At 41.5% G+C, this 25,672-nt stretch carries 23 protein-coding genes; 9 read left to right on the top strand and 14 right to left on the bottom strand.

Annotated elements, in window-relative coordinates; translation table 11 throughout:
- Nucleotides 1-7: 7 nt before the first annotated feature.
- The 3 genes from nrdR to glnK form a co-directional block, all read right to left on the bottom strand.
- Nucleotides 8-466, bottom strand: coding sequence for a transcriptional regulator NrdR (nrdR, locus tag FTV27_RS04505; protein WP_067763170.1), 459 nt, complete (start codon nt 464-466; stop codon nt 8-10).
- 138 nt (nt 467-604) lie between these two features.
- Nucleotides 605-2,011, bottom strand: a complete 1,407-nt coding sequence (locus tag FTV27_RS04510; RefSeq protein WP_180008071.1) for an ammonium transporter — start codon at nt 2,009-2,011, stop codon at nt 605-607.
- 61 nt (nt 2,012-2,072) lie between these two features.
- A complete protein-coding gene (gene glnK, locus FTV27_RS04515) occupies nt 2,073-2,411 on the bottom strand; it encodes a P-II family nitrogen regulator (RefSeq protein WP_067763174.1) in 339 nt (112 codons plus the stop codon).
- A gap of 278 nt (nt 2,412-2,689) precedes the next feature.
- Here glnK and FTV27_RS04520 point away from each other — a divergent pair, with 278 nt between their 5' ends.
- Entirely contained in the window at nt 2,690-2,917 is a 228-nt protein-coding gene (locus FTV27_RS04520; RefSeq protein WP_078189551.1) for an accessory factor UbiK family protein, read from the top strand.
- A gap of 66 nt (nt 2,918-2,983) precedes the next feature.
- Complete coding sequence (locus tag FTV27_RS04525; RefSeq protein ID WP_180077185.1) at nt 2,984-4,474, top strand: YifB family Mg chelatase-like AAA ATPase; 1,491 nt, start codon at nt 2,984-2,986, stop codon at nt 4,472-4,474.
- A gap of 43 nt (nt 4,475-4,517) precedes the next feature.
- Here FTV27_RS04525 and FTV27_RS04530 read toward each other — a convergent pair whose 3' ends face one another.
- Together FTV27_RS04530 and FTV27_RS04535 are read right to left on the bottom strand one after the other, a co-directional pair.
- Nucleotides 4,518-5,255 (bottom strand): TorF family putative porin, encoded by a 738-nt coding sequence (locus tag FTV27_RS04530; protein WP_180008086.1) that lies wholly within the window; start codon nt 5,253-5,255, stop codon nt 4,518-4,520.
- A gap of 396 nt (nt 5,256-5,651) precedes the next feature.
- Nucleotides 5,652-6,419: a TorF family putative porin gene (locus FTV27_RS04535; protein WP_180077186.1), complete on the bottom strand. Its 768-nt coding sequence runs from the start codon at nt 6,417-6,419 to the stop codon at nt 5,652-5,654.
- Between the two features lie 727 nt (nt 6,420-7,146).
- On the opposite strand from FTV27_RS04535, the gene FTV27_RS04540 reads away from it, so the two are divergent.
- Complete coding sequence (locus tag FTV27_RS04540) at nt 7,147-8,454, top strand: OprD family outer membrane porin (RefSeq protein WP_180077187.1); 1,308 nt, start codon at nt 7,147-7,149, stop codon at nt 8,452-8,454.
- Nucleotides 8,455-8,556: 102 nt separating this feature from the next.
- Here the strand turns inward: FTV27_RS04540 and ppa are convergent, their stop codons facing one another.
- Both ppa and FTV27_RS04550 read right to left on the bottom strand, forming a co-directional pair.
- Nucleotides 8,557-9,093, bottom strand: coding sequence for an inorganic diphosphatase (ppa, locus tag FTV27_RS04545; protein WP_180008089.1), 537 nt, complete (start codon nt 9,091-9,093; stop codon nt 8,557-8,559).
- Nucleotides 9,094-9,209: 116 nt separating this feature from the next.
- Nucleotides 9,210-9,608 carry an MAPEG family protein gene (locus FTV27_RS04550; RefSeq protein WP_180077188.1) on the bottom strand — a complete coding sequence of 133 codons (399 nt, stop codon included), beginning with the start codon at nt 9,606-9,608 and terminating at the stop codon, nt 9,210-9,212.
- A gap of 109 nt (nt 9,609-9,717) precedes the next feature.
- On the opposite strand from FTV27_RS04550, the gene FTV27_RS04555 reads away from it, so the two are divergent.
- On the top strand, nt 9,718-10,110 hold the full coding sequence (locus FTV27_RS04555) for a hypothetical protein (protein WP_180077189.1): 393 nt from the start codon (nt 9,718-9,720) through the stop codon (nt 10,108-10,110).
- A 79-nt stretch (nt 10,111-10,189) separates the two neighbouring features.
- Here the strand turns inward: FTV27_RS04555 and FTV27_RS04560 are convergent, their stop codons facing one another.
- From FTV27_RS04560 to FTV27_RS04585, 6 genes are all read right to left on the bottom strand, one after another.
- Complete coding sequence (locus FTV27_RS04560; protein ID WP_168378241.1) at nt 10,190-11,869, bottom strand: long-chain-fatty-acid--CoA ligase; 1,680 nt, start codon at nt 11,867-11,869, stop codon at nt 10,190-10,192.
- Between the two features lie 149 nt (nt 11,870-12,018).
- Nucleotides 12,019-14,238, bottom strand: coding sequence for a DNA topoisomerase IV subunit A (gene parC / locus FTV27_RS04565; protein WP_180024223.1), 2,220 nt, complete (start codon nt 14,236-14,238; stop codon nt 12,019-12,021).
- Nucleotides 14,239-14,401: 163 nt separating this feature from the next.
- Nucleotides 14,402-15,721, bottom strand: a complete 1,320-nt coding sequence (locus FTV27_RS04570; protein ID WP_180077190.1) for an MFS transporter — start codon at nt 15,719-15,721, stop codon at nt 14,402-14,404.
- A gap of 144 nt (nt 15,722-15,865) precedes the next feature.
- On the bottom strand, nt 15,866-16,510 hold the full coding sequence (locus tag FTV27_RS04575; RefSeq protein WP_078189475.1) for a trimeric intracellular cation channel family protein: 645 nt from the start codon (nt 16,508-16,510) through the stop codon (nt 15,866-15,868).
- A 59-nt stretch (nt 16,511-16,569) separates the two neighbouring features.
- Nucleotides 16,570-17,037: a YchJ family protein gene (locus tag FTV27_RS04580; RefSeq protein WP_180077191.1), complete on the bottom strand. Its 468-nt coding sequence runs from the start codon at nt 17,035-17,037 to the stop codon at nt 16,570-16,572.
- Between the two features lie 130 nt (nt 17,038-17,167).
- Nucleotides 17,168-18,739, bottom strand: a complete 1,572-nt coding sequence (locus tag FTV27_RS04585) for a TerC family protein (RefSeq protein WP_180077193.1) — start codon at nt 18,737-18,739, stop codon at nt 17,168-17,170.
- Between the two features lie 320 nt (nt 18,740-19,059).
- On the opposite strand from FTV27_RS04585, the gene FTV27_RS04590 reads away from it, so the two are divergent.
- Nucleotides 19,060-19,680: a TIGR00730 family Rossman fold protein gene (locus FTV27_RS04590; protein ID WP_078189478.1), complete on the top strand. Its 621-nt coding sequence runs from the start codon at nt 19,060-19,062 to the stop codon at nt 19,678-19,680.
- Nucleotides 19,681-19,764: 84 nt separating this feature from the next.
- On the opposite strand, the gene FTV27_RS04595 is transcribed toward FTV27_RS04590, so the two are convergent.
- Entirely contained in the window at nt 19,765-20,730 is a 966-nt protein-coding gene (locus FTV27_RS04595) for a hypothetical protein (RefSeq protein ID WP_078189479.1), read from the bottom strand.
- 493 nt (nt 20,731-21,223) lie between these two features.
- On the opposite strand from FTV27_RS04595, the gene mdtD reads away from it, so the two are divergent.
- The 4 genes from mdtD (at nt 21,224) to dinB (ending at nt 25,671) form a co-directional block, all read left to right on the top strand.
- Nucleotides 21,224-22,615: a multidrug transporter subunit MdtD gene (gene mdtD, locus FTV27_RS04600; protein ID WP_180077195.1), complete on the top strand. Its 1,392-nt coding sequence runs from the start codon at nt 21,224-21,226 to the stop codon at nt 22,613-22,615.
- Nucleotides 22,616-22,692: 77 nt separating this feature from the next.
- Nucleotides 22,693-23,478: a GH25 family lysozyme gene (locus tag FTV27_RS04605; protein WP_180077197.1), complete on the top strand. Its 786-nt coding sequence runs from the start codon at nt 22,693-22,695 to the stop codon at nt 23,476-23,478.
- Between the two features lie 59 nt (nt 23,479-23,537).
- Nucleotides 23,538-24,563 carry an MBL fold metallo-hydrolase gene (locus FTV27_RS04610; RefSeq protein WP_180077199.1) on the top strand — a complete coding sequence of 342 codons (1,026 nt, stop codon included), beginning with the start codon at nt 23,538-23,540 and terminating at the stop codon, nt 24,561-24,563.
- A gap of 52 nt (nt 24,564-24,615) precedes the next feature.
- Nucleotides 24,616-25,671, top strand: coding sequence for a DNA polymerase IV (gene dinB, locus FTV27_RS04615; protein WP_180077201.1), 1,056 nt, complete (start codon nt 24,616-24,618; stop codon nt 25,669-25,671).
- The last annotated feature ends 1 nt before the right edge of the window (nt 25,672 follow it).

Below are 25,672 nucleotides of genomic sequence, written 5' to 3' on the forward strand. Positions count from 1 at the left end.
ATGTGCATTAGTGCTCACGCTGCTGCATTTGTTCAATTTGACGACGAAAAGCTTCTACATCTTGGAAGTCTTGATACACAGAAGCAAAACGTACATAAGCCACATGATCTAAAGCAAACAAAGACTGCATGACAATTTCACCAATGGTGCGTGATTTCACGTCACGTTCACCCAAACGGCGAATTTGCAATTGAATATCACTGAGTACCGTTTCAATTTGCTCTTGCGTTACTGGACGCTTTTGCAAGGCATGCATGAGCGAGCGGCGGAGCTTGGCTTCATCAAAAGGTTCACTCTTTGAATCAGACTTGATGACACGCGGCATCACCACTTCATAGCTTTCAAAAGTTGTAAAACGTTCACCGCAACTAATACATTCACGGCGGCGGCGTATCTGACAGCCTTCAGCAGCAAGACGTGAGTCAATCACTTTACTGTCTTCAGCGTTGCAAAATGGACAATGCATAGCGGTTAAATTGAACAAATCCGAATGGATTTAGAGTGTAGCAAAAATTTTGAAATTTGTAGAGCTTTACGCTAGATATGGAAAAAAAACAGCCCTTTCGGGCTGTTTTACACAATATATTGATTTACTGTGATCTTATTATTCTACACGTTCACCATGTTGACTTAAGTCTAGACCCATACGTTCGTCATCAGCTTCAACACGGATGCCAATCACTAGATCAATCACTTTCAAGATAATGAATGTCATCACTGCTGAGTAAGCAATAGTCGCTAGTACGCCTTCGACTTGAACCCATAATTGATGCATTAAGTTACTCGGTGCATTGTCACCCATGATGAATTCGCTGGCAAAGAATGCTGTAAGGATCGCACCCACGATACCACCGACACCATGTAGACCAAACGCATCCAAAGAGTCATCCGCTTTCAACGCACGTTTCAGCGCAGTAATCCCCCAGAAGCAAACCACACCACCGATCAGACCCATCGCTAAAGCACCACCAACTGTTACGAAACCTGCCGCAGGTGTAATCACCACAAGACCTGCTACTGCACCAGAAGCACCACCCAAAACAGACGCTTTACCACGAACCACTTTTTCAGTAATTAACCATGCCACTGCTGCTGCCGCTGCTGCAACTTGTGTTACCACCAATGCATAACCAGCCGAACCATTTGCACCCAGTGCAGAACCACCGTTGAAACCAAACCAACCTACCCATACAAGGCTTGCACCGATGACGGTTAACGTTAGGTTATGTGGCGCCATAGATTCACGGCCAAGCCCCATACGTTTACCAAGCATGTACGCTGCAACGAGACCCGCAACACCCGAGTTGATGTGAACTACTGTACCACCCGCAAAATCAAGCGCACCGTCGTTACCTAACCAACCACCGCCCCATACCCAGTGAGTAATTGGTGCATAAACCACGACACTCCAAATTGCGATGAACGCAACAAAAGCACCGAATTTCATACGTTCTGCAATCGAACCACTAATAATGGCAACGGTAATAATGGCAAATGTCATTTGGAAAATAACAAAAAGAATCTCTGGAATCGTACCCGTCAACGCTTCTGTAGTGATACCCGACAACATAAATTTGTCTAAGCTACCGATAAAGGCATTGCCTTCACCAAATGCTAAGGTATAACCCACAATCACCCACGTTAAACTCACGACACCCGCAGCAACAAAACTGTGTGCCATAGTGCTGAGTACATTTTTCTTACGGACCATACCGCCGTAAAACAATGCTAAACCGGGAATTGTCATAAGTAGAACAAGTGCAGTGGATACTAAAATCCATGCTGTATCACCTGTATCGAGCTTAGGTTCTTCTTCTGTAGGTGCTGGTTCTGCAGGTGCTGGCGCTGCTTCAACTGGAACTGCAGCTTCTGTTGTATTTAGCGTTGTTGTATTTGCAGTATCAACTACTGTGACTTCTTCTGTAGGTGCTGTTGCGCTTTCTTCAGCCCACGCAACAGAACCACCTAAAAGTGCACTGGACAAGCCGAGTGCAATTAGCATTTTTTTCATTCGTATCCCCCGACCTGATTTTCTGAGTTATTAGCTACTCAGCAAACTTCATGCCAATTTTTTAAACGGCATCTGCACCTGTTTCACCAGTACGGATACGGATGACTTGTTCCAGATTGCTTACAAAAATTTTACCGTCGCCAATTTTTCCTGTGCTTGCAACACGAGTAATTGATTCAATTACGGTATCGACCATTTCATCACTGATTGCGATTTCGATTTTTACTTTTGGTAAGAAATCAACCACATATTCAGCACCACGATAAAGTTCAGTGTGACCTTTCTGGCGACCGAAGCCTTTAACTTCAGTGACAGTGATCCCTTGAACACCATTTTCAGAGAGTGCTTCACGCACGTCATCTAATTTAAAAGGTTTTACAATTGCAGTTACGAGCTTCATGTTTTGTTTTCCTTCGGCTTATTTCACCTGTAAGGTTTTATGTTCAATTTTCATGCCAATATGACTACAGTCGGGGGAAAATAGTCAGCCCAGCATGAGATTTCTTTATAACCTATTTTATACGGATAATCTTGCGTATGCTTATAAAAATAGACGTTTTTACTAGAAGAATTACGATTTTACTGATCGATTAAACGCATATTTAAATAAAAGCACTATGGTCATGAATGTGGCGATGTTAAACTGCTGCCACCAATTCACTGAGGATGGTCAAAACAATGATTGAAACCTTATTACAAGCGATATTAGAACAAATCGATCAGCCGAAAAAAGACGTCGAACATAATCTTCGCAGCTTACTCAATGAAGCTGTGAGCAAAATGGATCTCGTATCTAAAGAAGAAATCGAACGCCAACGTACTGCACTGAATAATGCCAATTTACGTTTAAATGAATTGTTGAAACACGTCGAAGAACTCGAACAAAAAATTCAGAACAAAAAATAAGCACCTTTTTAGTGCAACAAAAGACGCATAACGATTAAAAATAATGCACCATAACGGAACAATAATATGTCTTTTGCCAAAATCTATACTCGGGGTTTGCTCGGCTTAAATGCACCCCAAATTGAAGTTGAAGTTCATGTCAGCCAAGGCCTACCGTCATTGACCATTGTGGGCCTACCTGAGGCCGCCGTCCGTGAAAGTAAAGACCGTGTCCGCTCTGCGATTATTAATAGCGGCTTTCAGTTTCCGACCAAACGTCTGACCATTAATCTAGCACCCGCAGATTTACCCAAAGATGGTTCACGTTTAGATCTCGCCATTGCTTTAGGGATTCTGATCGCGTCGGGACAACTTCCTGAAAATGCAGCAGATGGTTTTGAATTTATTGGAGAATTGGCACTTGATGGTTATTTACGACCTGTCAGTGGCATCTTAAGTATAGCCATTGCCTGTCAGCATATCGGGCATCATCTGATTCTACCGGCACTCAATGCCGATGAAGCGGCGCAACTGCCGGAGTTCCAAGTCTTTCCTGCGCAGCATCTTAAGGATGTATGTGAACATTTGAGTCGTTCAGCCTTAATCAGCAGCCACCCCTCGACATCGTCAGCCAATCAACACAGTTACCCTTTTGATTTATCTGATGTGAAAGGTCAACTGAGACCACGTCGTGCTTTAGAAATTGCGGCGGCTGGCGGTCATTCCCTGCTATTTCGTGGCCCTCCAGGCACAGGTAAAACTCTACTCGCCTCGCGTTTAGCCAGCATTCTTCCGCCCTTAGATATGCAAGAAAATTTGCAAGTCGCGAGTATTTATTCCATTGCAGGTGCAAATCATCATTTTGGGCAGCGTCCATTTCGTGCGCCGCACCATACCGCATCTGCGATTGCCCTCGTCGGAGGCGGATCAAATCCTAAACCGGGCGAAATCACCTTGGCACATTTAGGAGTTTTATTTTTAGATGAGCTGCCTGAATTTGATCGAAAGGTGTTGGAGGTGTTACGGCAACCACTCGAATCCAAGGAAATTGTGATTTCACGGGCTTCTCGTCAAATCACCTTCCCTGCAAATTTTCAACTAATTGCGGCGATGAATCCTTGTCCATGTGGCTATGCCTTTAACCAAGACAGCCGCTGTCAATGTAGTGCTGAAAGTATTAAACGCTATCAAAACCGTATTTCAGGTCCATTATTAGATCGAATTGACTTACATATAGATGTCCCGCCACTGGCAGCGCATGAATTACAAAGTTCGCAAGAGGTTGAAAGTTCAAGTGCGGTTAGGCATCGTGTTATACAGGCTTATGCGTTACAAATAGAACGTCAGCAAAAATCCAATATGGCGCTCACGCCGACGCAATTGGAGCAACAAGCGGTTTTGGATGCTACTGCGCAGAATATTTTACAGTTAGCCCAGCAGAGAATGAATTTATCTGCGCGTGCCTATCATCGGGTGTTACGTGTTGCCAGAACCATTGCCGACTTGGCTCAAAGTGAACACATTAAAGCTCAACACGTTTCTGAAGCGCTGTCCTATCGAAGCCAACTCAATGCTTAAAAAAATGGCGACCTAAGGTCGCCATTTTTAATGCTCTTTAAAATTAGAATTCGTATTTCAAACCAAATACGACTTTATTCTTTTGTTTTTCATCCGCACGGTCATAACCACCAACTGTGTAATTCATGCTTGCGGTAACACCTGTATCTGCTAAAGGCTTGCTTAGACCAATATCAAAGTGACGGAAACCAAAGCTTTCTGTTGTTCCTAAATTATCTTCAAAATCACCTGAATCTTGATATGCATATAAACCAAGCGCGGTATCTAGACTGAAGTCTTTAGGAAGTGCATAGCTATATGATGCTTTGATATAAGTATCACCTGCATTACCCCATGAAACATCTTCAAGCAAAGTTTGCGCTGTTAAGCCAAAATCTTTATAGCTTAGCCCAAGCATTGTTTCTAAACCGTTTGCATCACTTGTATCAATATCATAGTAATAGTAGTAAGTTAGACCTGCTGTGTAACCAAGATCATCATTAATTGAACCGTTATAGCCCGCATAAAAATCATTTTCAAAACCATTCGGTAGGTCATCACCATAGTTTAATGTTGAACCCCACCAACCCGCATAGAAGCCTGATGCATGGCTATAATCCAAACCACCTTGGATTGTCGCATCTTTATTTTCAGGCACATTGGTAATACCACGTAAATTATAGCTAGACAGTACGCCGATATTTCCAGATACAGAATGCTCAGAAGCTGGCGCTTCAGCAAAAGTAAACGTCGATGCTGCTCCTAGTACAGCGATTGATAAAGCTTTAAGTGCAAATTTCATGGTTTGTTCCCCCACATCGTGCGACGACGTATTTTTTGGTTATTTCGTTGAACTCAATGAGGTATTAGCAAGCACTGTGCCATGTTTAAAAATAAGCGCATATTTTTTTTATAAAAGTCACCATTTTGGTTTATCAAAAACCAATATATTACTGTTTTTATTTATTATTTTTTAATTATCCTATTTAGCCTTTTTTCTCTTTAATTTATTTTAGAATGCAGATTTTCATCTATTTAGATTATTTAAATCTTCAGGTTGATAGATGTAACAGGATTTTAAAAATGCGCTTTTTTGAGTATATTTTTTCAACACCGATCTCAAAAATGCATAAAAAAAGTGCACAATCACCATTATGCACTTTCAAGAATATGACCGAATACGATCAACTCGTTAATGTTAGAAAGAATAGGTCAAACCAACGACCACATTATCATCCATCTGTTCGCCTTCTCGATCTTTACCGCCCCATACATAATCAGCAGCAATTTCAAACCCAGTATCCGCAATCGGTTTACTCAAGCCTAAACGTGCTTCAGTGAACACCACATCTTCTGTAGTTGTTAATAGGCTGTCATCACGACTGTCATTAAAAACAGAAACACCAAGCGATGAATTTAATGAAACATCATAAGGTAATGCATAGCTATAAGTAGCATTCAGATATACATCTCCTGCGTTGCCATAATTAACATCAGACAACAATACAGCCATGCTTGCAGTTAAATCTTTATAACTTATGTCCTGAATAAAATCGACACCCGTAGTGCGACGTTTTTCAGAACGATCCTCATTATAAACCGAACCGCCACCTTGATAGACATAGGCCGTAATTTGAGATTTATAACTCCAATTTTCATTCAGTTCACGACCATAACCCACATAGAAATCATGTTCAAAGCCATGTGATTGCGTATCATCTGTCGGGTCATAGTTCAGCATCGAACCCCAGTAACCTGCAAATACGCCACTATTATGCGCATATTCCAAACCGGCTTGAACTGCAGGCTTATCATTTTCTTCACTGCCACGGTAAACATATTTATTCACAACGCCTAAACTGCCTGACCATACGCCAGTGTCCGCAGAGACTTGTTCGGCAAATGCAGGAACAGTTCCTAACGATACTAAAGCAGCTAAAATGGCTTTTGGATAAAATTGACTCATACTTTGTCCCCGCATCAAATCTAGATCAGATTTGGCTTCGTGAAAAAAATTAGCGCCGATTTTAAGCATTTTTACATCGGTGTATAGCTTTTTTAGAATATTTTTAAACTTTTTTGATTTTAATCATATAAAACAACGGCATTTTTATAAAAAATAGTAAAAAATAAGTTTTTGATTTATAAAATATATTTTTTAAATATTTACCCCAAAAGATTGCAGATCATCTTTAAATTAATGTGACTGATCACGTTTTATATAAGTGAATATTATTGGAAATTTAAAGGTTCTATATTTAAAGCTATCCATGGCTAAACCTGAATACATAGATCAAGAAAATGTCCGCTAATCGTGATGAATTGACAATTAATCTCTATGCCAGAGTATGTAGATCTCCAAAAAACTATCTAATTCCATTTCAATCAGCGATTTATTATTGATCGATTTATCAGTTGGTTATGAATTATACAAATACCAATCTTTACTCTTGTTTATACTTTTTTATGATAAGTAAAAACTGAATCCTCTTTAGCTTAAAATATATTCAAAATAAATAAACTATTCTTTATACAACAATCATATAGAGAAAATAAAACTGCCCGCCACATACCGATGGTCGAAAATGGGCATAACTTTAGTGTAATAAGCCCATTAAAACTGATATTTTTTTTAAGAAAAAATATACAATCGCACTACATATTTACCTAACTTTGCATGAGGCTCTCTCCCAATGCTTAAAGCTCAACAACTGACACTTGCAGTCTTAGTAAACGCTGCACTTATTTCTACTGCTTTTGCGAGCGAACAAAGTGAAGCGCAAGGCTTTGTGGAAGGTGCCGAAGGTTCTGTACTTTTCCGTACGGGTTATTTAAATCGTGATAGAAAGGATGGTTTATCAGACTCTAGCTCTGCAGCACAGACTGCAATGTTTAAGCTTGATTCTGGTTTTACCAAAGGTGTAGTCGGTTTTGGTGCTGGTATTATTGGTGATGCCTCTTTCAAACTAGGTGAAAATAAACATACTGGCAATCAAATGATTCCAACCCACAACGACGGTTCTGCCTATGATCATTGGGCGCGTGGTGGTGCATATGTCAAAGCACGTGTTTCAAACACGACAGCAACTTACGGTACTCAAGTATCAGAGCTTCCAGTTCTTGCAAGCAACACAGCACGTCTAGTTCCTGAATACTACACAGGTCTCTATGTTGAAAGTAACGAAATTAAAGATTTAACTTTAGTTGGTGGTAAATTTACTAAAAACCAATGGTCAAACGATATTAACTCAGATGGTCAAGGTCTTGATAGTGCCATCTTCTGGGGTGCGAAATACAAATTCAATGATCAAGTCAATGCTTCATACTATGGTGTAGATGTAGAAGATAAATTAGAACGTCACTATGCTAATGTGAATTATAATTTCGCTGTAGCAAACGATGCAAATGTAACTTTAGATGCTGTTGGTTACAATACTGAATGGGAAAAAGGCGCAGCAACTGGATCTCATACTACTGACAACCCTTCAGATCGTAAAAATACTATTTGGGGTGTTTCAGCAACTTATAATAAAGACGTTCATAATGTAATGTTAGCTTATCAAGATAATGCCGGTAATACGGGTTATGACTATGCTTATAATGCTGACGGTTTACAAAGTATTTATGTACCTAACTCATATTTGTCTGATTTCAATGGTAATGATGAAAAATCTGTAGGTTTACAGTACAACTATAACTTTAAAAATCATGGTTTAGCTGGTTTAAACTGGACCACAGCCTTTGTTTACGGTTGGGATATCGATGTTGCAAAACGTATTAACCCATCTCAAATTATTGATCAAGCTGAAGAGCATGAGTTCTTTAACCAAATTAAATACACTGTTCAGTCTGGTCCAATGAAAGACGCTAGCTTACGCTTACGTCATTCGTACTTACGTGCAAGTAGCTCTTACAATAATCAAGCTGTAAATAACAGTGAAGGTATCGGCTCTACCAATGAATGGCGTATCTGGTTAGATATTCCAGTAAAACTTTTCTAATTTCTAGAAAAAATCAAGCCCATAAAAAAACCTGCACACTGTGCAGGTTTTTTTATGGGCGGAAGCTTTTGATTTAAAGCTTCAGCCTAATTTCAAACAAAATTATTTGTTTGCTTCTTGATAAGCTGCAATTGAGCTAAGTACTTCTTGTTTAGCTACATCAGCACCTTCCCAACCACTTAGTTTTACCCATTTCCCAGGCTCTAAGTCTTTGTAATGTTGGAAGAAATGTTCAATTTGGTTGATCAACAATGGTGGAAGATCAGTATATTCTTGAACATCTTTATAAATTGGAGTCAATTTGTCGTGTGGAACTGCAACCAATTTTGCGTCTACACCACCGTCATCTTCCATGTTTAATTTACCAACAGGACGGCAACGAATGACTGAACCTGGCTCAACTGGATGTGGAGTGACCACAAGTACGTCAAGTGGGTCACCATCCAATGATAATGTATTTGGTACATAACCATAGTTTGCTGGGTAGAACATTGCAGTACCCATGAAACGGTCTACAAATAATGCATCTGAATCTTTATCGATTTCGTATTTGATTGGTGCTGCGTTTGCAGGAATTTCAATAATGACATAGATGTCGTTTGGTGCGTCTTTACCTGCTGGGATATTGCTGTAGCTCATAGCATCACTCTTTAAACAAAGTTAAATCTTTTTAAACCGGCATAATTATAACGGTTTTACAGATTTTTTGTGATTTTACATTGACTGCTGATCATTTAATCAAGCCAGTAGCCAGATTAGCTGAGCTTAATCACCAAGAGTAATAAACAAATAGGACACAACATTGAAAGTGTCCAGATAATGGAGCGCAGTGTTGCCCAATTGGCCAAGTAACACATGCCATAAATCACACGTAGAACCAGATAAGCAATCCCGAAAGTCATAATAAATTGCTGCTGAATCACCATGTATTCCGCCATAAAAATAGCGGCAATAAATAAGGGCAGACTTTCAAAACTGTTTTGCTGAACCGCATTAGCACGACTTGCCAGTCCCGTTGAGCGCGCTAAAACTTCACGTGGATTTTGATTATCACTCGACTTAAAACCTGCAGCTCGCTTCGCAATAAAAGTAAAAGCATAAGGCAGTAAACAAGCGCCCAAAATGAGATAAATGATCCCACTGATGCTTTGCATGTGTTTTTTCTCAGGAAGATTTTTATAGCGGCTATAATAGCATGGTGTTTCGTGAATAAATTTTGTTAAATATAGTGTTTTTGAATCGACAGATGAAAGGATCTCCCCTATGAGCAGTTCTGATCAAGATAAATTGTTTGAGGTACTTGCCGAGCAGAAGCAACATCAGCTTCGGGTTGATCGTGCTTTAAAGATTGTCATTCCAGTAACCGCATTTTTACTCTGTGTGATCTGCGCCAATATGAATGTCTGGTCCACCGTATTCAGTTTTGTGATGATGTGGGTTGCCTTTTATGCGGTTTCAATTAAGCAGCTCCCTCTCTGGCATTGGGTCATTGTGATCGCAATCTATTGTTTAATCGATAATATTTTAAGCTATGGTACTTTCAATCAGTCTGGTTTTAGCCGTCAGTTTGGTGCCATGTTTATTTTCTTAGGGGTCTTTGGTGTCGGTCGTCGTTACTTTGACCGCTGGTCAATGAGCAAAGGGACAAAAATCTAAGTCCAACGATTGATGCTATATGTTCAAATTGAATTGATAAAAAAAGCGCCCGAAGGCGCTTTTTTTTTGACAGCTAAAATTAAGCTGTTTTACGTAAATCTTTACGTAGAATTTTACCTACGTTAGATTTTGGTAGTTCATCCATAAATTCAACATAACGTGGACGTTTATAGCCAGTTAAGTTTTCTTTCGCGAATGCCAATACTTCTTCAGTAGTTAAAGACGGATCTTTTTTCACTACAAACAATTTTGGTACTTCACCTGATTTCTCATCTGGTACACCAATCGCAGCCACTTCCAGCACTTTTGGATGTTTCGCAACGACTTCTTCAATTTCAGAAGGATAAACGTTGAAGCCAGACACCAAAATCATGTCTTTTTTACGGTCTACAATCTTCACATAACCGCGTGGATCCATGACACCAATGTCACCTGTACGGAAGAAACCGTCCGCCGTCATTACTTTGGCAGTTTCATCTGGACGGTTCCAATAGCCTTTCATGACTTGAGGACCACGAATCGAAATTTCACCTTGCTCACCTTGAGCAACTTCATTGCCATCATCATCTAAAATAGCAACTTCAGTCAGTGGCAATGGAATACCAATCGTACCGCTGAATTCCATTGATGCTGGAGGGTTTGCGGTTGCAACAGGTGAAGTTTCTGATAAACCATAACCTTCGATAATATTGGTACCTGTAACTTTCTTCCACGCTTCTGCAGTCGAAGGAAGCACTGCCATACCACCACCCATCGCCATTTTTAGCTTACTGTGGTCAAGTTGCTTGAACTCTTCATTGTTCACCAAAGCATTGAACAATGTGTTCACTGCTGGGAAGAATGAAGGTTGGTATTTACGTAATTCTTTCATTACCGCAGGTAGGTCACGCGGGTTAGGAATCAATACGTTTGCCTGACCTTTGTACATACCGTAAAGTGCACACACCATAAATGCAAAGATGTGATACAGCGGTAATGCACAGAAGATACGATCATCTGGCTGACCATCTTTCTGACCAAATTTACTTTGGAAAATACCATCACACTGCAACATATTTGACACAAGGTTACGATGGGTCAATTCTGCGCCTTTAGATACGCCAGTTGTACCACCGGTATACTGAAGTACAGCAGTATCACTTAAAGTTAAGTTTGGACGTTTGTAATTGTTTGCACTCACTTTAGACATTGCTGCATTAAAGCGAATATGACCTGGAATGTTCCAAGCTGGAATTTGTTTACGTACTGAACGTAATACAAAGTTAACCAATGTACCTTTCAGCGTACCAAGCATGTCACCCACAGATGCCACGATCACGTGTTTTACTGGGGTTTTACCAATAATCGCTTGGTAAACAGATGCAAAGTTTTCAATAATAACAAGAGCTTCTGTTCCAGAGTCATTCAATTGATGCTCAAGTTCACGAGAGGTATACAGTGGATTCACGTTGACCAATACCAGGCCAGCACGGAATACACCCAATGCGACAACAGGATATTGAAGAACGTTCGGCATCATGACTGCAACGCGTGAACCTTTGGCCAAACCTAAACTTTGCAAATAAGTTGCAAATTTACGACTAGCTTCATCAAGTTCTTTAAAAGTTAAGACTTTATCCATAAAGATAAAGGCATCTCTTGAGCCAAACTTCTGGAAATTACGCTCAAAAATATCGACCAATGAGGTATTTTCTGCGGGTAATTCTACAGTTTCTGGAATCCCTGTCTTTTGGTATTCAGCGAACCAAATCTTTTCCATAACGCCCAATTCTCCTGTCGTAATCCTTAATAATCCAACTGTTTTTTTTCAATATTAAGCGGTCATTATTTAACTTGTTTGTGCTTAATATTGCATCCATTTCACGAATAACAGCATATATAACGTATTTCGTTCCATGGATGCTAGTATTATCTTTGAATGAACAGTTTATTTGCTTTTTGATATCCACGTGGTAACAACACACCTTTCGATGCACGTTTGCCCACATATTTTTGCAGATCGTCGCCTTTAAGCTTTAATTGTTGATTTCCTGCAAGCACTTGAATTATTTCATCTAAATTCAAAGTTGTCATGGATACAATTTGATCTTTTGCCTCAAGTTGTATCAATTTATTACCTTTACCCTTATTCAGGACTGGTAATTCATCAAGCTCAACCAACAGCAAACGCCCCGCAGAACTGAGGAGTGCAAGATGTGTTGCATTCTCAATTGCCGTTAAATTCATAACCGCCGCCCCTTCAGACAAGCTAAGGAAGGCTTTACCCGCTTTGGCATTGGTATCGAGATTTTTCGCTTGGGTTTTAAAGCCATAGCCTTTACTGCTCATTGCCAAGACTTCTGTTTCATCTTCAGCAATAAACACTTGTTTAAAGCCAACACCACTTGCAGGTGCAAGCTTAGAACTCAGAGGCTCACCTAAACCACGCGCAGATGGCAAGGTATTGATGCCCAAAGCATAGCTACGACCGGCATCATCTAATACATAAACACGTTGATTCGATTTACCTTGCGCATGGCTGAGATATTGGTCACCTGCACGGAAATTTAAGTTCTCAGCATCGACTTCATGACCTTTCGCCGAGCGAATCCAACCCGCTTCAGACAACACCACAGTCACAGGATCTGCAGGAAGCATATCTTGTTCATTAATCGCATGGGCTTCTGCACGTTTCACAATTGGAGAACGGCGGTCATCACCAAATTTCTTCGCATCTTCTTTAAGTTCATTAATGATCAAGGCTTTTAATGATTCAGGATTCGCCAATTGTTCACGAATAATGGCAGCTTTGGCTTCCAATTCTTCTTGTTCACGGCGCATTTCCATTTCTTCAAGTTTTGCCAAATGACGTAACTTAAGTTCTAAAATCGCTTCGGCTTGAATTTCATCGATATTAAAATGCGTCATCAACACCGGTTTAGGCTGATCTTCTTCACGAATAATTCGAATCACTTCATCAATATTCAGATAGGCAATGATCAAGCCTGCAAGTATGTGTAATCGTTTTTCAATTTTATTCAGATGATAAGTCAAACGACGTGTTACGGTATTTTTACGGATTTCGATCCATTCCAACAAAATACGGCGGATCGATTTCACTTGCGGACGACCGTCAGCGCCAATCATGTTCATATTGACACGATAGCTCGACTCTAAGTCGGTGGTTGCAAATAGATGACTCATCACCGATTCAGCATCAATACGATTCGAGCGCAGGACGATCACTAAACGTGTTGGGTTTTTATGATCTGACTCATCACGTAAGTCCGTGACCAATGGCAACTTCTTCGCCTGCATTTGATCTGCAATCTGCGTGATCACTTTCGAACCTGAAACCTGATACGGTAACTCCGTAATCACGATTTCATTTTTCTCAATACTGTACACAGCACGAGTTCGATAACTACCGCGCCCCGTGGTTTGAATTTTAAGTAATTCTTCTGGAGAACTAATAATTTCCGCACGTGTAGGCAAATCAGGTGCAGGAATATATTCTGCGACTTTCTCATCGGTTAAATTTGGATTGCGAATTAAGGCGATGGTACCCTTCACCACTTCACGTAAGTTGTGCGGTGGAATATCGGTTGCCATACCCACTGCAATACCCGTTGTGCCGTTGAGTAAAATATTTGGAACACGTGCCGGTAAATTCACTGGCTCTTTCATCGAACCATCAAAGTTATCCTGCCAATCACAAGTCCCTTGTCCTAACTCAGACAATAATAAATCACTATAAGCAGACAGTTTTGCTTCGGTATATCGCATCGCTGCGAAGGATTTCGGATCATCTGGTGAGCCCCAGTTTCCCTGACCTTCAATAAATGGATAGCGATAACTAAACGGCTGCGCCATGAGGACCATGGCTTCATAACAAGCTAAGTCACCGTGAGGATGGTATTTACCCAGTACATCACCAACCGTACGTGCAGATTTTTTTGGCTTACCCGTTGGCTTTAACCCGAGTTCACTCATCGCATAGACGATACGACGCTGAACGGGTTTTAGACCATCACTGATATGTGGCAATGCACGATCCATAATCACGTACATGGCGTAGTTGAGATATGCTTGTTCGGTAAATTCTGCTACGGAACGGTTTTCTGTCGCATGATGCGCAAGGCTTGTCATAACAACCTGTAATCCTAAATTGTTCGTTCTTTATTGGGTTCTTATGCTATGTCGCAGGTGTCCCCTATACAAGGGGATGATCTAACACTCTGCGACAAATTGTGTCTTATGGCGTAAAAATATCCATTTTATTCACCATGATCAACTAAAAATTCAACAGTCTCTATAGACCAATGGATTCTAAAGTTTTGCCTTTGGTTTCCTCACCTAAAACCAAAATCACCACTGCAACTGCAATTAAGACTGCTGTAAACATCATAAAGACATAGCTAAAACCATGATCCATATCCATCATATGTGTCACAGCAAAAGGCGCGGCAATGCCCCCGATCCGACCAATGGCACCCGCCCAGCCCGAACCAAAGGCACGAATATTGGCCGGGTATTGTTCTGGTGTATAGGTGTAAAGTACGCCCCAAGCACCGAGATTAAAGAAGGACATTAAACAGCCCCAAATCACAATCTCTGTCACACTGCCAGACTGACCGAAGAAATATGCCGAAATGGCACACATCCCAATGAAGCCCGCCAACGTAGCTTTACGACCTAATTTTTCGACCAACCATGCAGCTGCAATATAACCCGGTAATTGTGCCAAAATCATAACCAAGACATATTCAAAGGATTGAACAATGGTGTAGCCTTCTTTGACCAATAAACTTGGTAACCACGTAAAAATACCGTAATAAGAAAAGACGATACCGAACCAAATGAGCCAGAGCATTAAAGTACGACGTGCAAAAATGCCTGACCACAACTGTGAAAAACTGATGTCATGTTTTTCTGCAACCGGTTTGACCTCAAAAATTTCAACAACTTGCACACCACATTTGGCTTCAATCTTTTTCACCAATGCATGCGCTTCATCAAAACGTCCACGGTTGATTAAATAAGGCACCGATTCGGGCACCATTTTCCAAATCACGATTGCATATAACGCAGGAATACCGCCAATCAGGAAAGCCGCATGCCAACCAAAATCAGGAATAATAAAGCGTGATACTAACGCCGCAACCAACCAGCCCAGTCCCCAAAAACTTTCTAGTAAGACAATAAAACGACCACGCACATGCGCCGGAATATATTCACTGACCAAAGTCACCGCGACAGGGAGTTGCCCCCCTAAACCTAGGCCGACAATAAAACGAAATACCAACAACCAAGTTAGATTAGGTGCAAACGCACATGCAGCGGTGGCTAAGCTATAAATCACCAATGTCCATGCAAAGACTGTTTTTCGGCCGAAGCGATCAGCCAATCCACCAGAAAATACTGCGCCAATCGCCATCCCAACAAAACCAATCGAGACCACCCAACTTTTATCATTTGGCGTCATGGCCCAATCTTCAGCCATTTTCGCTAAGATAAAGGAAATGAGTCCCGTATCCATGGCATCAAACATCCAGCCAAGGCCAATAACCCAAAGTAAAGTGTAGTGAAACTTACCGATGGGTAAGCGTTGTATACGTGAGACTAAGTCCATAACAAGATCTCTGAACTGGTGGAAGGATGAACACTGCTTTCCCAACAGGATGTATGATTTTGCGTTTTTTAGTATAGATCCATGCAAAAGACCGACCATTGATCCGTCTTTTTAGCATTTTAATGTGATGTTATAGCAACGCGGTTACGACAAATCTTTTGAAGATACCGACTGATCATCATCATCTTTATAAATGAATTTAGGCATTTCTAAGCCAAAGTAAATGGCGATCAGACGTAAGGTGAAACCGAAAATGAGCGTCGCAATGACGGTCAATTCTAGCGATAAGCCAATCTCAATGCAGAGCCAATAACAAATCACGGACACAAAAGAAATACTGGCATAAAGTTCACGACGGAACACCAGCGGGACATCGTTACACAGGATGTCTCGTAAAATACCGCCAGAGACCCCAGTTAACACCCCTGCTACTGCAGAGACGACAAAACCATGGCCCATTTCTAAAGCAATTTGACAGCCAATAATGGTAAAACCTATGAGACCAAGGGCATCGAGAACCAAGAAGATATTACGAAGATGACGCATCCACTTTGCAATCAGGATGGTGACAAATGCAGCAAAGCAAGTCAGCATGAGATATTCAGGATGCTTAACCCACGTCAGTGGATAATGCCCAAGCAGCACATCACGAACCGAACCGCCCCCCAGTGCCGTGACACAGGCAATCAATGTTACCCCAAACCAGTCCATACTCCGCCGACCCGCAGACAATGCGCCTGTCATTGCTTCTGCCGTAATTGCGATAATATAAATAACGGTAAGTAACATCGCCCTTCTTCCACTGAGGGTTGAGATGCGCGCTATTCTAAGCTAAATCTTCTCAAATGTTATAAAAATTGCGCACAACATTGTTTAAATTTTCGTCCAGAACCACAAATACAGGGTTGCTTCATGGTGATTTTCATCTCTGTGGTCGGATCAAGGAAATACCAGCGCTGCTCGAACTTCACAAAGTGTGAAATTTCATGATGTACTTGCGCTTGCTGCCCATCGTGATAATACGCTTTAAATTCAACTTGAGCATGGTTTTTATCGAGCTTTTCTTGGGCTTGAACTACCTCGAGCTTTAACCACTGATTGGCCTGACTCCACGCTGTAATGGCACTCACATCCAAGGCTTGCTGCTGTCCAAGCGCAGTTGTTTGTACAATATAATCAATCTCATGCTGTGCAAAAGCACTATAACGTGAACGCATCAACTGCTCTGCAGTCTGTGCATTTTCACGGCCCGCATGTAAGGGCTGACAACAGTTGGCATACTCACCTTTGCCACATGGACATTGGACTTGTGACATGATTGTTTCCATAAAAAATAGCCTGACAATGCAGGCTATTTTAACGGATCTTTCCATACAATTTTCATCAGCAGTATGTGAATCAATATTGATCTATATAGATTAAGCTGAATGTTCTCTTGACCTCAGCTTAATCTTCAGTTGGGATGGGAATGACATGCACTTTTTCGATCTTGTGGCCATCCATTGTGACCACTTCAAAGATGTGTTCATCCGCTTTGAATTTTTCACCATTGGCTGGTAAACGGCCCAAATGAAATAAGATATATCCGGACAATGTCGAATACTGTTCAGCATCATCCACCAAGTCACGACCTAACAATAAAGACACATGACGAATGTCGGTTGAGCCATCGAGTAACAATGAACCATCATCGAGACTTTCTGCTGCCGTCTCTGGTTCATCTTCATCAGGGAACTCACCTGCAATCGCTTCTAAGACATCGATCGGTGTTGCAATCCCTTCAATTGAACCGTATTCGTTTAACACCAAGGCCATTTGCAACGGCGCTTGACGTAGCTGTTCCATCACCATCAAAACTTGAGCATTTTCATGCACCACCACTGGCTCACGGAGATGTTTTTCGAAATCGAGTACGCCTGTTTCAATATAGTCATTCATGACTTTATGAGTCAGTACCGCACCCGCAATATTATCAAGCTCACCATGTGCCACAATTAAACGTGAATGCGTGGTACTGAGTAATTGAGCACGAATCGCCTCAGGTTCTTCATCTAAATCAATCCATTCCAGTTCAGGACGAGGTGTCATCACGGACTTTACTGGACGCTCAGATAAACCCAGTACCCCTTGTACCATGACACTGTGGTAAACCCCGTTGTCTTCATCAAAGACTTCATCAGCAAAAGCACGTGTTGCAAGCACATCTTCATTTTCATTTTGATTGTCTGCAACATTTTTCCCACCGAGCATACGCATCACTGCTGAGGCTGTGCGATAACGTAAGTCTGTGGTTGTCACCATTTTTTCCTGATTATGACGCATGGTTTGGTTCAAGAACTCAATCATGACAGAGAAACCAATGGCCGCGTATAAGTAACCTTTTGGAATATGGAAACCAAAGCCTTCGACTAAGAGCGAGAAACCGATCATCATTAAGAAGCACAGGCACAGAATCACCACCGTTGGGTGACGGTTCACGAAGTTCATCAGTGGTTTAGATGCCCACAGCATAATGCCGACAGCAATAATGACCGCCATCATCATGACAGAAAGGTGTTTCACCATCCCGACAGCGGTAATCACGCTATCGAGCGAGAACACGGCATCGAGCACCACAATCTGCACAATCACCATCCAAAACGTCGCATGCACAGGATTTTCTTCCTTTAGCATAGGCTTGTTTTCAAGACGTTCACGCAGTTCCATGGTGCCTTTAAATAGCAAGAACACCCCACCAAACAGTAAAATTAGATCTCGACCGGAAAATGGATGGTCGAAAATATGGAACAGTGGGTTGGTTAGAGTCACCACCCATGCAATCGAGGCCAGTAAGATCAATCGCATACACAGTGCAAGCAATAAGCCGACAATCCGTGCAGTATTACGCTGTTCTGGCGGTAATTTTTCCGCAAGAATCGCAATAAATACCAGGTTATCGATACCTAAAACAATCTCAAGCACCACCAGTGTCAATAAACCCACCCATGCAGATGGGTCGGACATCCATTCAAAGATCATAATTGTATCTCCTGAATGTTATTCACACGTAGATCATGCTGATTTGAAGATGAAATGCATTGGACATGCGCAAACGCTTTTAATAGCGTTCTTTCTAATATTTTGATGTGTGCTGAGTGACAACAACCACTACCCATGACGGTTCTTTAGCTTGAAATGAAGTTTTAAGTATAGCAAGTTAAGGTAAAAATTCACCCTTTTTTACCAAAGTACAATCTCTGTATGGAAGAATTTAAACCCAGTGATGACATTAAATTGTCATATTTAGCTGCCAATGTAGTGTCATAAAAAATAACATGCTAAGGTAAAATTAAAACGTAATGAATAGCGGATTAAAAATGACAGAAAAACGTGGTAATCCTTCTCCTGCTACAACACAACCTTTAATCGCACTGTATTGCGGCTCCCGCTCTGGTAACAATCCAATTTATCAAGAAAAAGCCATCGCATTAGCGCAAGGCTTGGCTGAACATGGTTTTGGTCTGGTCTATGGTGGCGCCAGTATTGGCCTGATGGGTCAAGTTGCTGACGCTGTGGTCGAACATGGCGGCGAAGCCGTGGGTGTGATTCCTGAGTTTATGTTGGATTATGAAATTGCACATAATCATTTGACTGAATTACACGTCGTGCGCAGTATGCATGAGCGTAAAGCCATGATGGCAGAACGTGCAAGTGCCTTTGTTGCCCTGCCCGGTGGTCTTGGCACATTTGAAGAAATTTTAGAAATCGCCACTTGGGGACAGTTGAATCAACACCAAAAACCGATGATGCTTTATAACGTCAATGGCTTCTATGATGCACTAATTGCACAATTAGACCATGCGGTCGCTGAAGGTTTCTTGCCGCCGCAGCATCGTGCCAAACTGATCGTATGTAATTCTTCGAAGCAGATCTTTAGCGCACTGAAAAATTTAGATTGCCCGAAAAATTTCGTGGTATAACTGTATTTTAGATGTCAAAAAGGGGAATAAAGTATTCCCCTTTTTTTATTGCTCGATGTTACTTCAAATCAAGATCGTGTCGACTTAACCTGACACCACACGATAGAACCATGGCAAGGTTGTCGCTAAGAAAATACTCATCAGTAAACCAAGCATCAACTTCATCGCATCTTTGCTGACATTTCGTGAAGTTCGATATTTATTCACTTCATGTAAATGCATGGACATAGCAAATTCACGTCCTGCAAGTAAGCCCAAGAATACCCAAGTGGTACTCATTGGAATATTACTCCACTCTTTGAACACCAATAAAATCAAAGCATACATAAAGTCGATAATGGTTGCCGAGCGGATATCAGCCACACCCGTTTTGGTGTCGATAATGCCCTGAATCGCCCCGCCACGTTGGTACAAAATGATCCCAAGCAGTACGATAAACACCACAATTGCAAAAATCAGGAACTCCAGCGGCACCTGACGAGGGACGTAGACAAAAATATTGGCCAAATCCTGAATCAGCCACTGACTCCATAAAAATGCCGTCGAAACCCACTGTAGTCCCACCCAAATATTCGAGGGTGTTTCATCACGTGTTTTACTGAAATAAACCGAGATGCCTTTAATCACAAATCGATAAACAATAATCGCAACAACAAAAGCTACCGCATAACCCATCATCGACTTAGTTAACATCGACCCAAGACTACTCGGAGAGAAAATCGTTAACACTAAGAATGTGGTGCTGACCGGAATTCCGTAGCGAGTCAAAATGATCAGTAAGATCGGTGGCACAATATAGAGCCACGTGACCCCTTCTGCGGGAAATGGAATCGTTTCTAAACGACCATAAGATGCATCCCCCACGCCAGAACTGTACCAACCATAAACCAATACAATAGCTAGAATACTGCTGACATAGATCCACAACAGCCACCAAGGGCGATGCGCATTGGATGAAATAAAGGTTCCCAATGTCTGTGGCACATCATTACCGACAATAGAATAGGCCGCGAGACAGAAGCCTATGACCATCAGAATTTCGATTGTCATGAAAACAAAACACCTTTGCCATAAAGAAAAAGCCCTCCAATAAATGAAGGACTTGAGCGCATTATGACAGTTTATCTGGCTTTCATACAATTTTGTACCGTGTTTTTCTCGACATTAAAATAAAAATCTTATATAAAACAACAACTTAAAATTCAATTATTTCAATTTAATCTGATAAACCGCAGTGCTACCGTTCACTTCATTTCCAACCACCAACAAAGGTTGGGGATTGGGCGAATCTTTGGCCGCAATAAAAATCAGACCTTCAGGTCCCACATGCCTTGTTTAATCACATCAGTACCGAAACTTGTAGTTTCATGTTTTCATTCGTCTTTTATTTAAATATGACCAAGTTATAAATATTAGATTGCATAGAGATTAAACTTTCATTGCATATTTCTTGCAATTTTTTGGCTCAATTATGCAAAGCTTTTACTACATCCAAATGGCAATATTCATTTAAACTGTTTAAAAATCTCAGCTTTATTGACTTATGAATAGCACGCCAACGCATCAGGCTTTACAACCCGAATTTAGACTTCTAGTGCTATTGGTCTCTATTGGCTTTTTTATGCAAGGCCTGGATACGACCATCGTCAATACCGCAATCCCAGCGATGGCAAGAAGTTTGGGCGAAGACCCGCTTCAAATGCATAGTGTGGTCGTGGCCTATGTCTTGTCTGTCGCAGCGTGTATTCCCTTAAGTGGTTGGTTGGCCGATCGTTTTGGTGTACGAAATACCTATTTCACAGCCATTATTATTTTTACATTAGCATCACTAGGCTGCGGTATGGCCAATAGCCTGAATGAGCTATTGGTTTATCGGGTAATTCAAGGCATAGGTGGCGCATTACTGCTACCTGTTGGGCGTTTGGCGATGCTCAAAGTGATTCCTCGGACACAGTTTTTATCGGCCATGAGTCTGATGAGCCTTGCTGGTTTAATGGGGCCCTTAATTGGTCCTACCCTTGGCGGTTGGATGGTGGAAGTCGCAACATGGCATTGGATCTTTTTAATAAACATTCCAATGGGACTGCTAGGGGTACTTATTACCTTTAAAGCCATGCCCAATGTGACCGAACCGAGCGTAAAACGATTCGACTTTATAGGTTTTTTCTTATTGGTCGTCGCCATGGTGGGTTTATCATTAGGCATTGAAAACTTTGCTAGCCCGCATCTTCCGCTATGGTGGAGCCTGCTTTTAGTCGCAGCAGGCATCATCGCTAGTTTGATCTATGCCTTTCATGCACATACCCACGCCAATGCGCTGTTTCGCAGTAAATTATTTCAAAATCGGATCTATGCCATTGGCATTATCGGCAACTTCTTTGCCCGCCTTGGCGGCAATGCCATGCCATTTTTGATTCCCTTAATGCTACAAGTGGCTTTTGGCTTTGAGCCGTTTATCACAGGTTTATTGATGATACCGACGGTACTCGGTTCATTGGCATCAAAACCGATAATTCGTCAAATTATTCAACGCTTTGGCTATCGTAAAGTGTTATTGGTAAATACCTTCTTGGTCGGCGCCTGTATTTGCAGTTTTGCACTCTCTACGGCTGAAACCCCCACGTGGTTACGTGCCTTACACTTTTTTATTTTTGGTATTTTAAACTCGCTGCAATTCGTTTCTATGAATACCTTAACCCTCAAAGATTTACCTCAGCAAGATGCCAGCAGTGGCAACAGTTTCTTGTCGATGATTATGATGGTGTCGATGAGTATCGGTGTGGCTTTGGCAGGGACTTTAGTCAACGTGTTTACGGCCTATTATGGTCCTGCACAAATCGAAATGGCATTCCATAGCACCTTGATTTTACTCGGCTGCATTAACCTGATTACCGCAGCGATTTTTTGGCAGATTCCTAAACATGTGGACGTCTAAACCTATGTCATCGGGCAAATCTATGACAGATCAACCGTTAAAGGGTTATGATAAAAGGGATACTTGGATACATTTTCATGCCTAAAAAAGCCAAATCACGTACCACAAAAAGTTCACTCAAAAAATACAGCCCGATTATTGCACTTAGCGCTATCAGCGGCGTCATGGTGGTGGCTGGATTAGGTTATTTAGCCGTGATGCCGCATCGCCCTGCATCTGCAGAAGAATATCCCGTCCAAGGTTTTGATGTTTCCCATCATCAAAAAGATATTCAATGGTCAAAAATTTCACCTAAAAAATACCAATTCGTTTATCTTAAAGCCACAGAAGGTGGCGATTTTAAAGATCGGAAATTTCAAGATAACTGGTTACAAGCACGGGAAAACGGCTTTTTAGTTGGGGCCTATCATTTTTATCGTCTGTGCCGTGATGGCAAAATTCAGGCAGAAAATTTTATTGCTTCCGTGCCGAAAAAAGCCGATGCCCTTCCTCCCGTGATTGATTTGGAATATGACACCAACTGCATTAACACCTACAGCAAAGAGCAGTTACTCAAAGAAATCAGCTATATGCATGATCGCTTGCACCGCCATTATGGCAAGCAACCGATTTTTTATACTTCGAAGTCTTTTTATAATATTGTCTTAGCTGGCGAGTTTAAACAGACGCCGCTGTGGGTCCGCGAATATAAAGGCCCGCCTGATCTAAAAAACAATCCGAAATGGCTGATTTGGCAACATACCAATCAAGGAAAAATTCAAGGCATCTCGACCACCGTCGATTTAAATGTATTTTCAGGTGATGCCAAGGCTTGGACTGATTTTTTAGACAAAAATGGCGTTTCCCCGATCAAACCCCGTTGATTTATTCACCGACTCAGGACAATATCGAACAAAATAATCCGTGAAAACTGAGTCGCAGGATGCGTATTTTAAAAATTTTTCTTATTATATTTTCAGTCTTTATGATCCTCGCCATCGGGATATTGGCATATTTGATCCAACCTTCAGGGACCTTGGCAGCGTTTAAAACGTGGCATTATCAACTTCCCACACAAAGCACTACAGATACTCACTCAGCGGCACCCTATCACGTAAAATTCTTTGGTGTTTCGACCTTACTGTTTGACGATGGCCAAGAGCAAATCCTCATCGATGGCTTCTTTAGTCGGCCATCGCTCAGTCGGACCATATTCACTCAGATTCAAAGTGATCAGCCTTTATTAAAAAGCTATATCGACCAATACGACTTAAAACGTACACGTGCTATTTTCGTGACTCATTCACATTATGATCATGCGCTCGATATTCCAATGTTGGCCCACCAGCTCCCTAAAGCCATGATTGTCGGCTCTAAAAGTACCTTAAATATCGCACGGGCGATGCCAATCGCTGAATCACAATTACACGAAGTTCAAGCATGGCAACCGATGAAAATCGGTAAATTCACCATTACTGCCATCCCCTCGCAACATACTCCGCCAACGGCCGTTAATGATGATTTGGGGGAAGAAATTTCGCAGCCACTACAACTCCCTGCACATTTTAGCCAGTTTAAAGAAGGTGGATCATATGACTATCTCATCCAACATGGGCCACATTACAGTTTAGTCAAAGCCAGTACTGGTGCTGTGCCCAAACAGTTGCAAAAACTAAAAGTCGATACCTTATTTTTAGGCATCGCTCAGCTTTCCAAGCAAACGACAGCGTTTCAACAGCAATATTTCAAAGAAACCTTAGCGACTCTTCAACCCAGCACCGTGATTCCAATTCATTGGGATAATTTTTTCAAACCACTGAATCCTGAGCTCGAATTTTTCCCTCGCTTTGCCGATGACACCCATCAAAGCCTAAATCTATTGATACAGTCGGCAGCAGCTCAAAACACCAAGGTGGTTTTACTCAGTCAATCTGTGTCGTTTGAGTTAAAAAATTCAGGAAAGCGCTAGATTAACTGTGCGATACTGAAATTCAATTTTTTAAGCACTGATCTAACTAGGCATGAGGAAAATTATACATATCGACATGGATGCATTCTTTGCATCAGTAGAGCTGCGGGAACGTCCAGAACTCAAGCAGCTTCCTGTTGTTGTGTCTTCACATCACCCTCGTACAGTCATCTGTGCCGCATCCTATCCTGCACGTGAATTTGGTTTACGTTCTGCAATGTCGATGGCACAGGCCCGTAAACTCTGTCCACAGATCGTGGTGATCGAACCTAATTTTGAAAAATATCGTGCCGTTTCGGCGCAAATTCATGCCATTTTTCAACGCTATACGTCGCTGATTGAGCCACTATCCTTAGACGAAGCTTATTTGGACGTCACAGAAAATTTACAACACATTCCTAGCGCCACCGAAGTCGCTATGCGAATTCAGGCAGAGATTTTACAAAGCACTGGTTTAACTGCCTCCGCAGGTGTCGCGCCCAATAAATTTTTGGCTAAAGTCGCTTCTGATTGGAACAAACCCAATGGCATTTGTATTATCAAACCATCACAAGTTCTGCATTTCATCCAAGACTTGGCACTGAAAAAAATTCCTGGCGTGGGAAAAGTCACTCAAAAAAAATTAAAAGCTATGCAACTCAATACATTGGGTGATTTACAAAAAATTGAAGAAACCGTTCTGATTCATCATTTCGGTAAATATGGCCGACAACTCTATCTGTATGCACAAGGGATTGATGAGCGACCGGTCCAATCTAGACGTGAACGTCAACAGATCTCCAAAGAAACCACTTTTGATGATGATCTCACCCTGAGCCAATGTCAGCCCTATTGGCCCAAACTGATTGACCAAGTTTGGTCTAGTTTAGAAAAAAAGCAGTTAAGCGCGCGCGGTGTATCGGCCAAATTAAAACTGAAGAATTTCCAAGTGCTACAGCACAGTAAAAGTTTTAAAACGTCACTGAATCATCGTGAAGACCTTGCGCAGGTATTGCAGCAATTACTGCATGAAATGCATATTTCCGAGGACGATCAATTTCGCCTGATTGGCGTAGGGGTTTATCAATTAAGTGCGCAAAACCAAGAAACACAACTTTCGCTGCTCTAAA

The sequence above is a fragment of the Acinetobacter sp. YH12251 genome (assembly GCF_013417465.1).
Lineage (GTDB): Bacteria > Pseudomonadota > Gammaproteobacteria > Pseudomonadales > Moraxellaceae > Acinetobacter > Acinetobacter amyesii.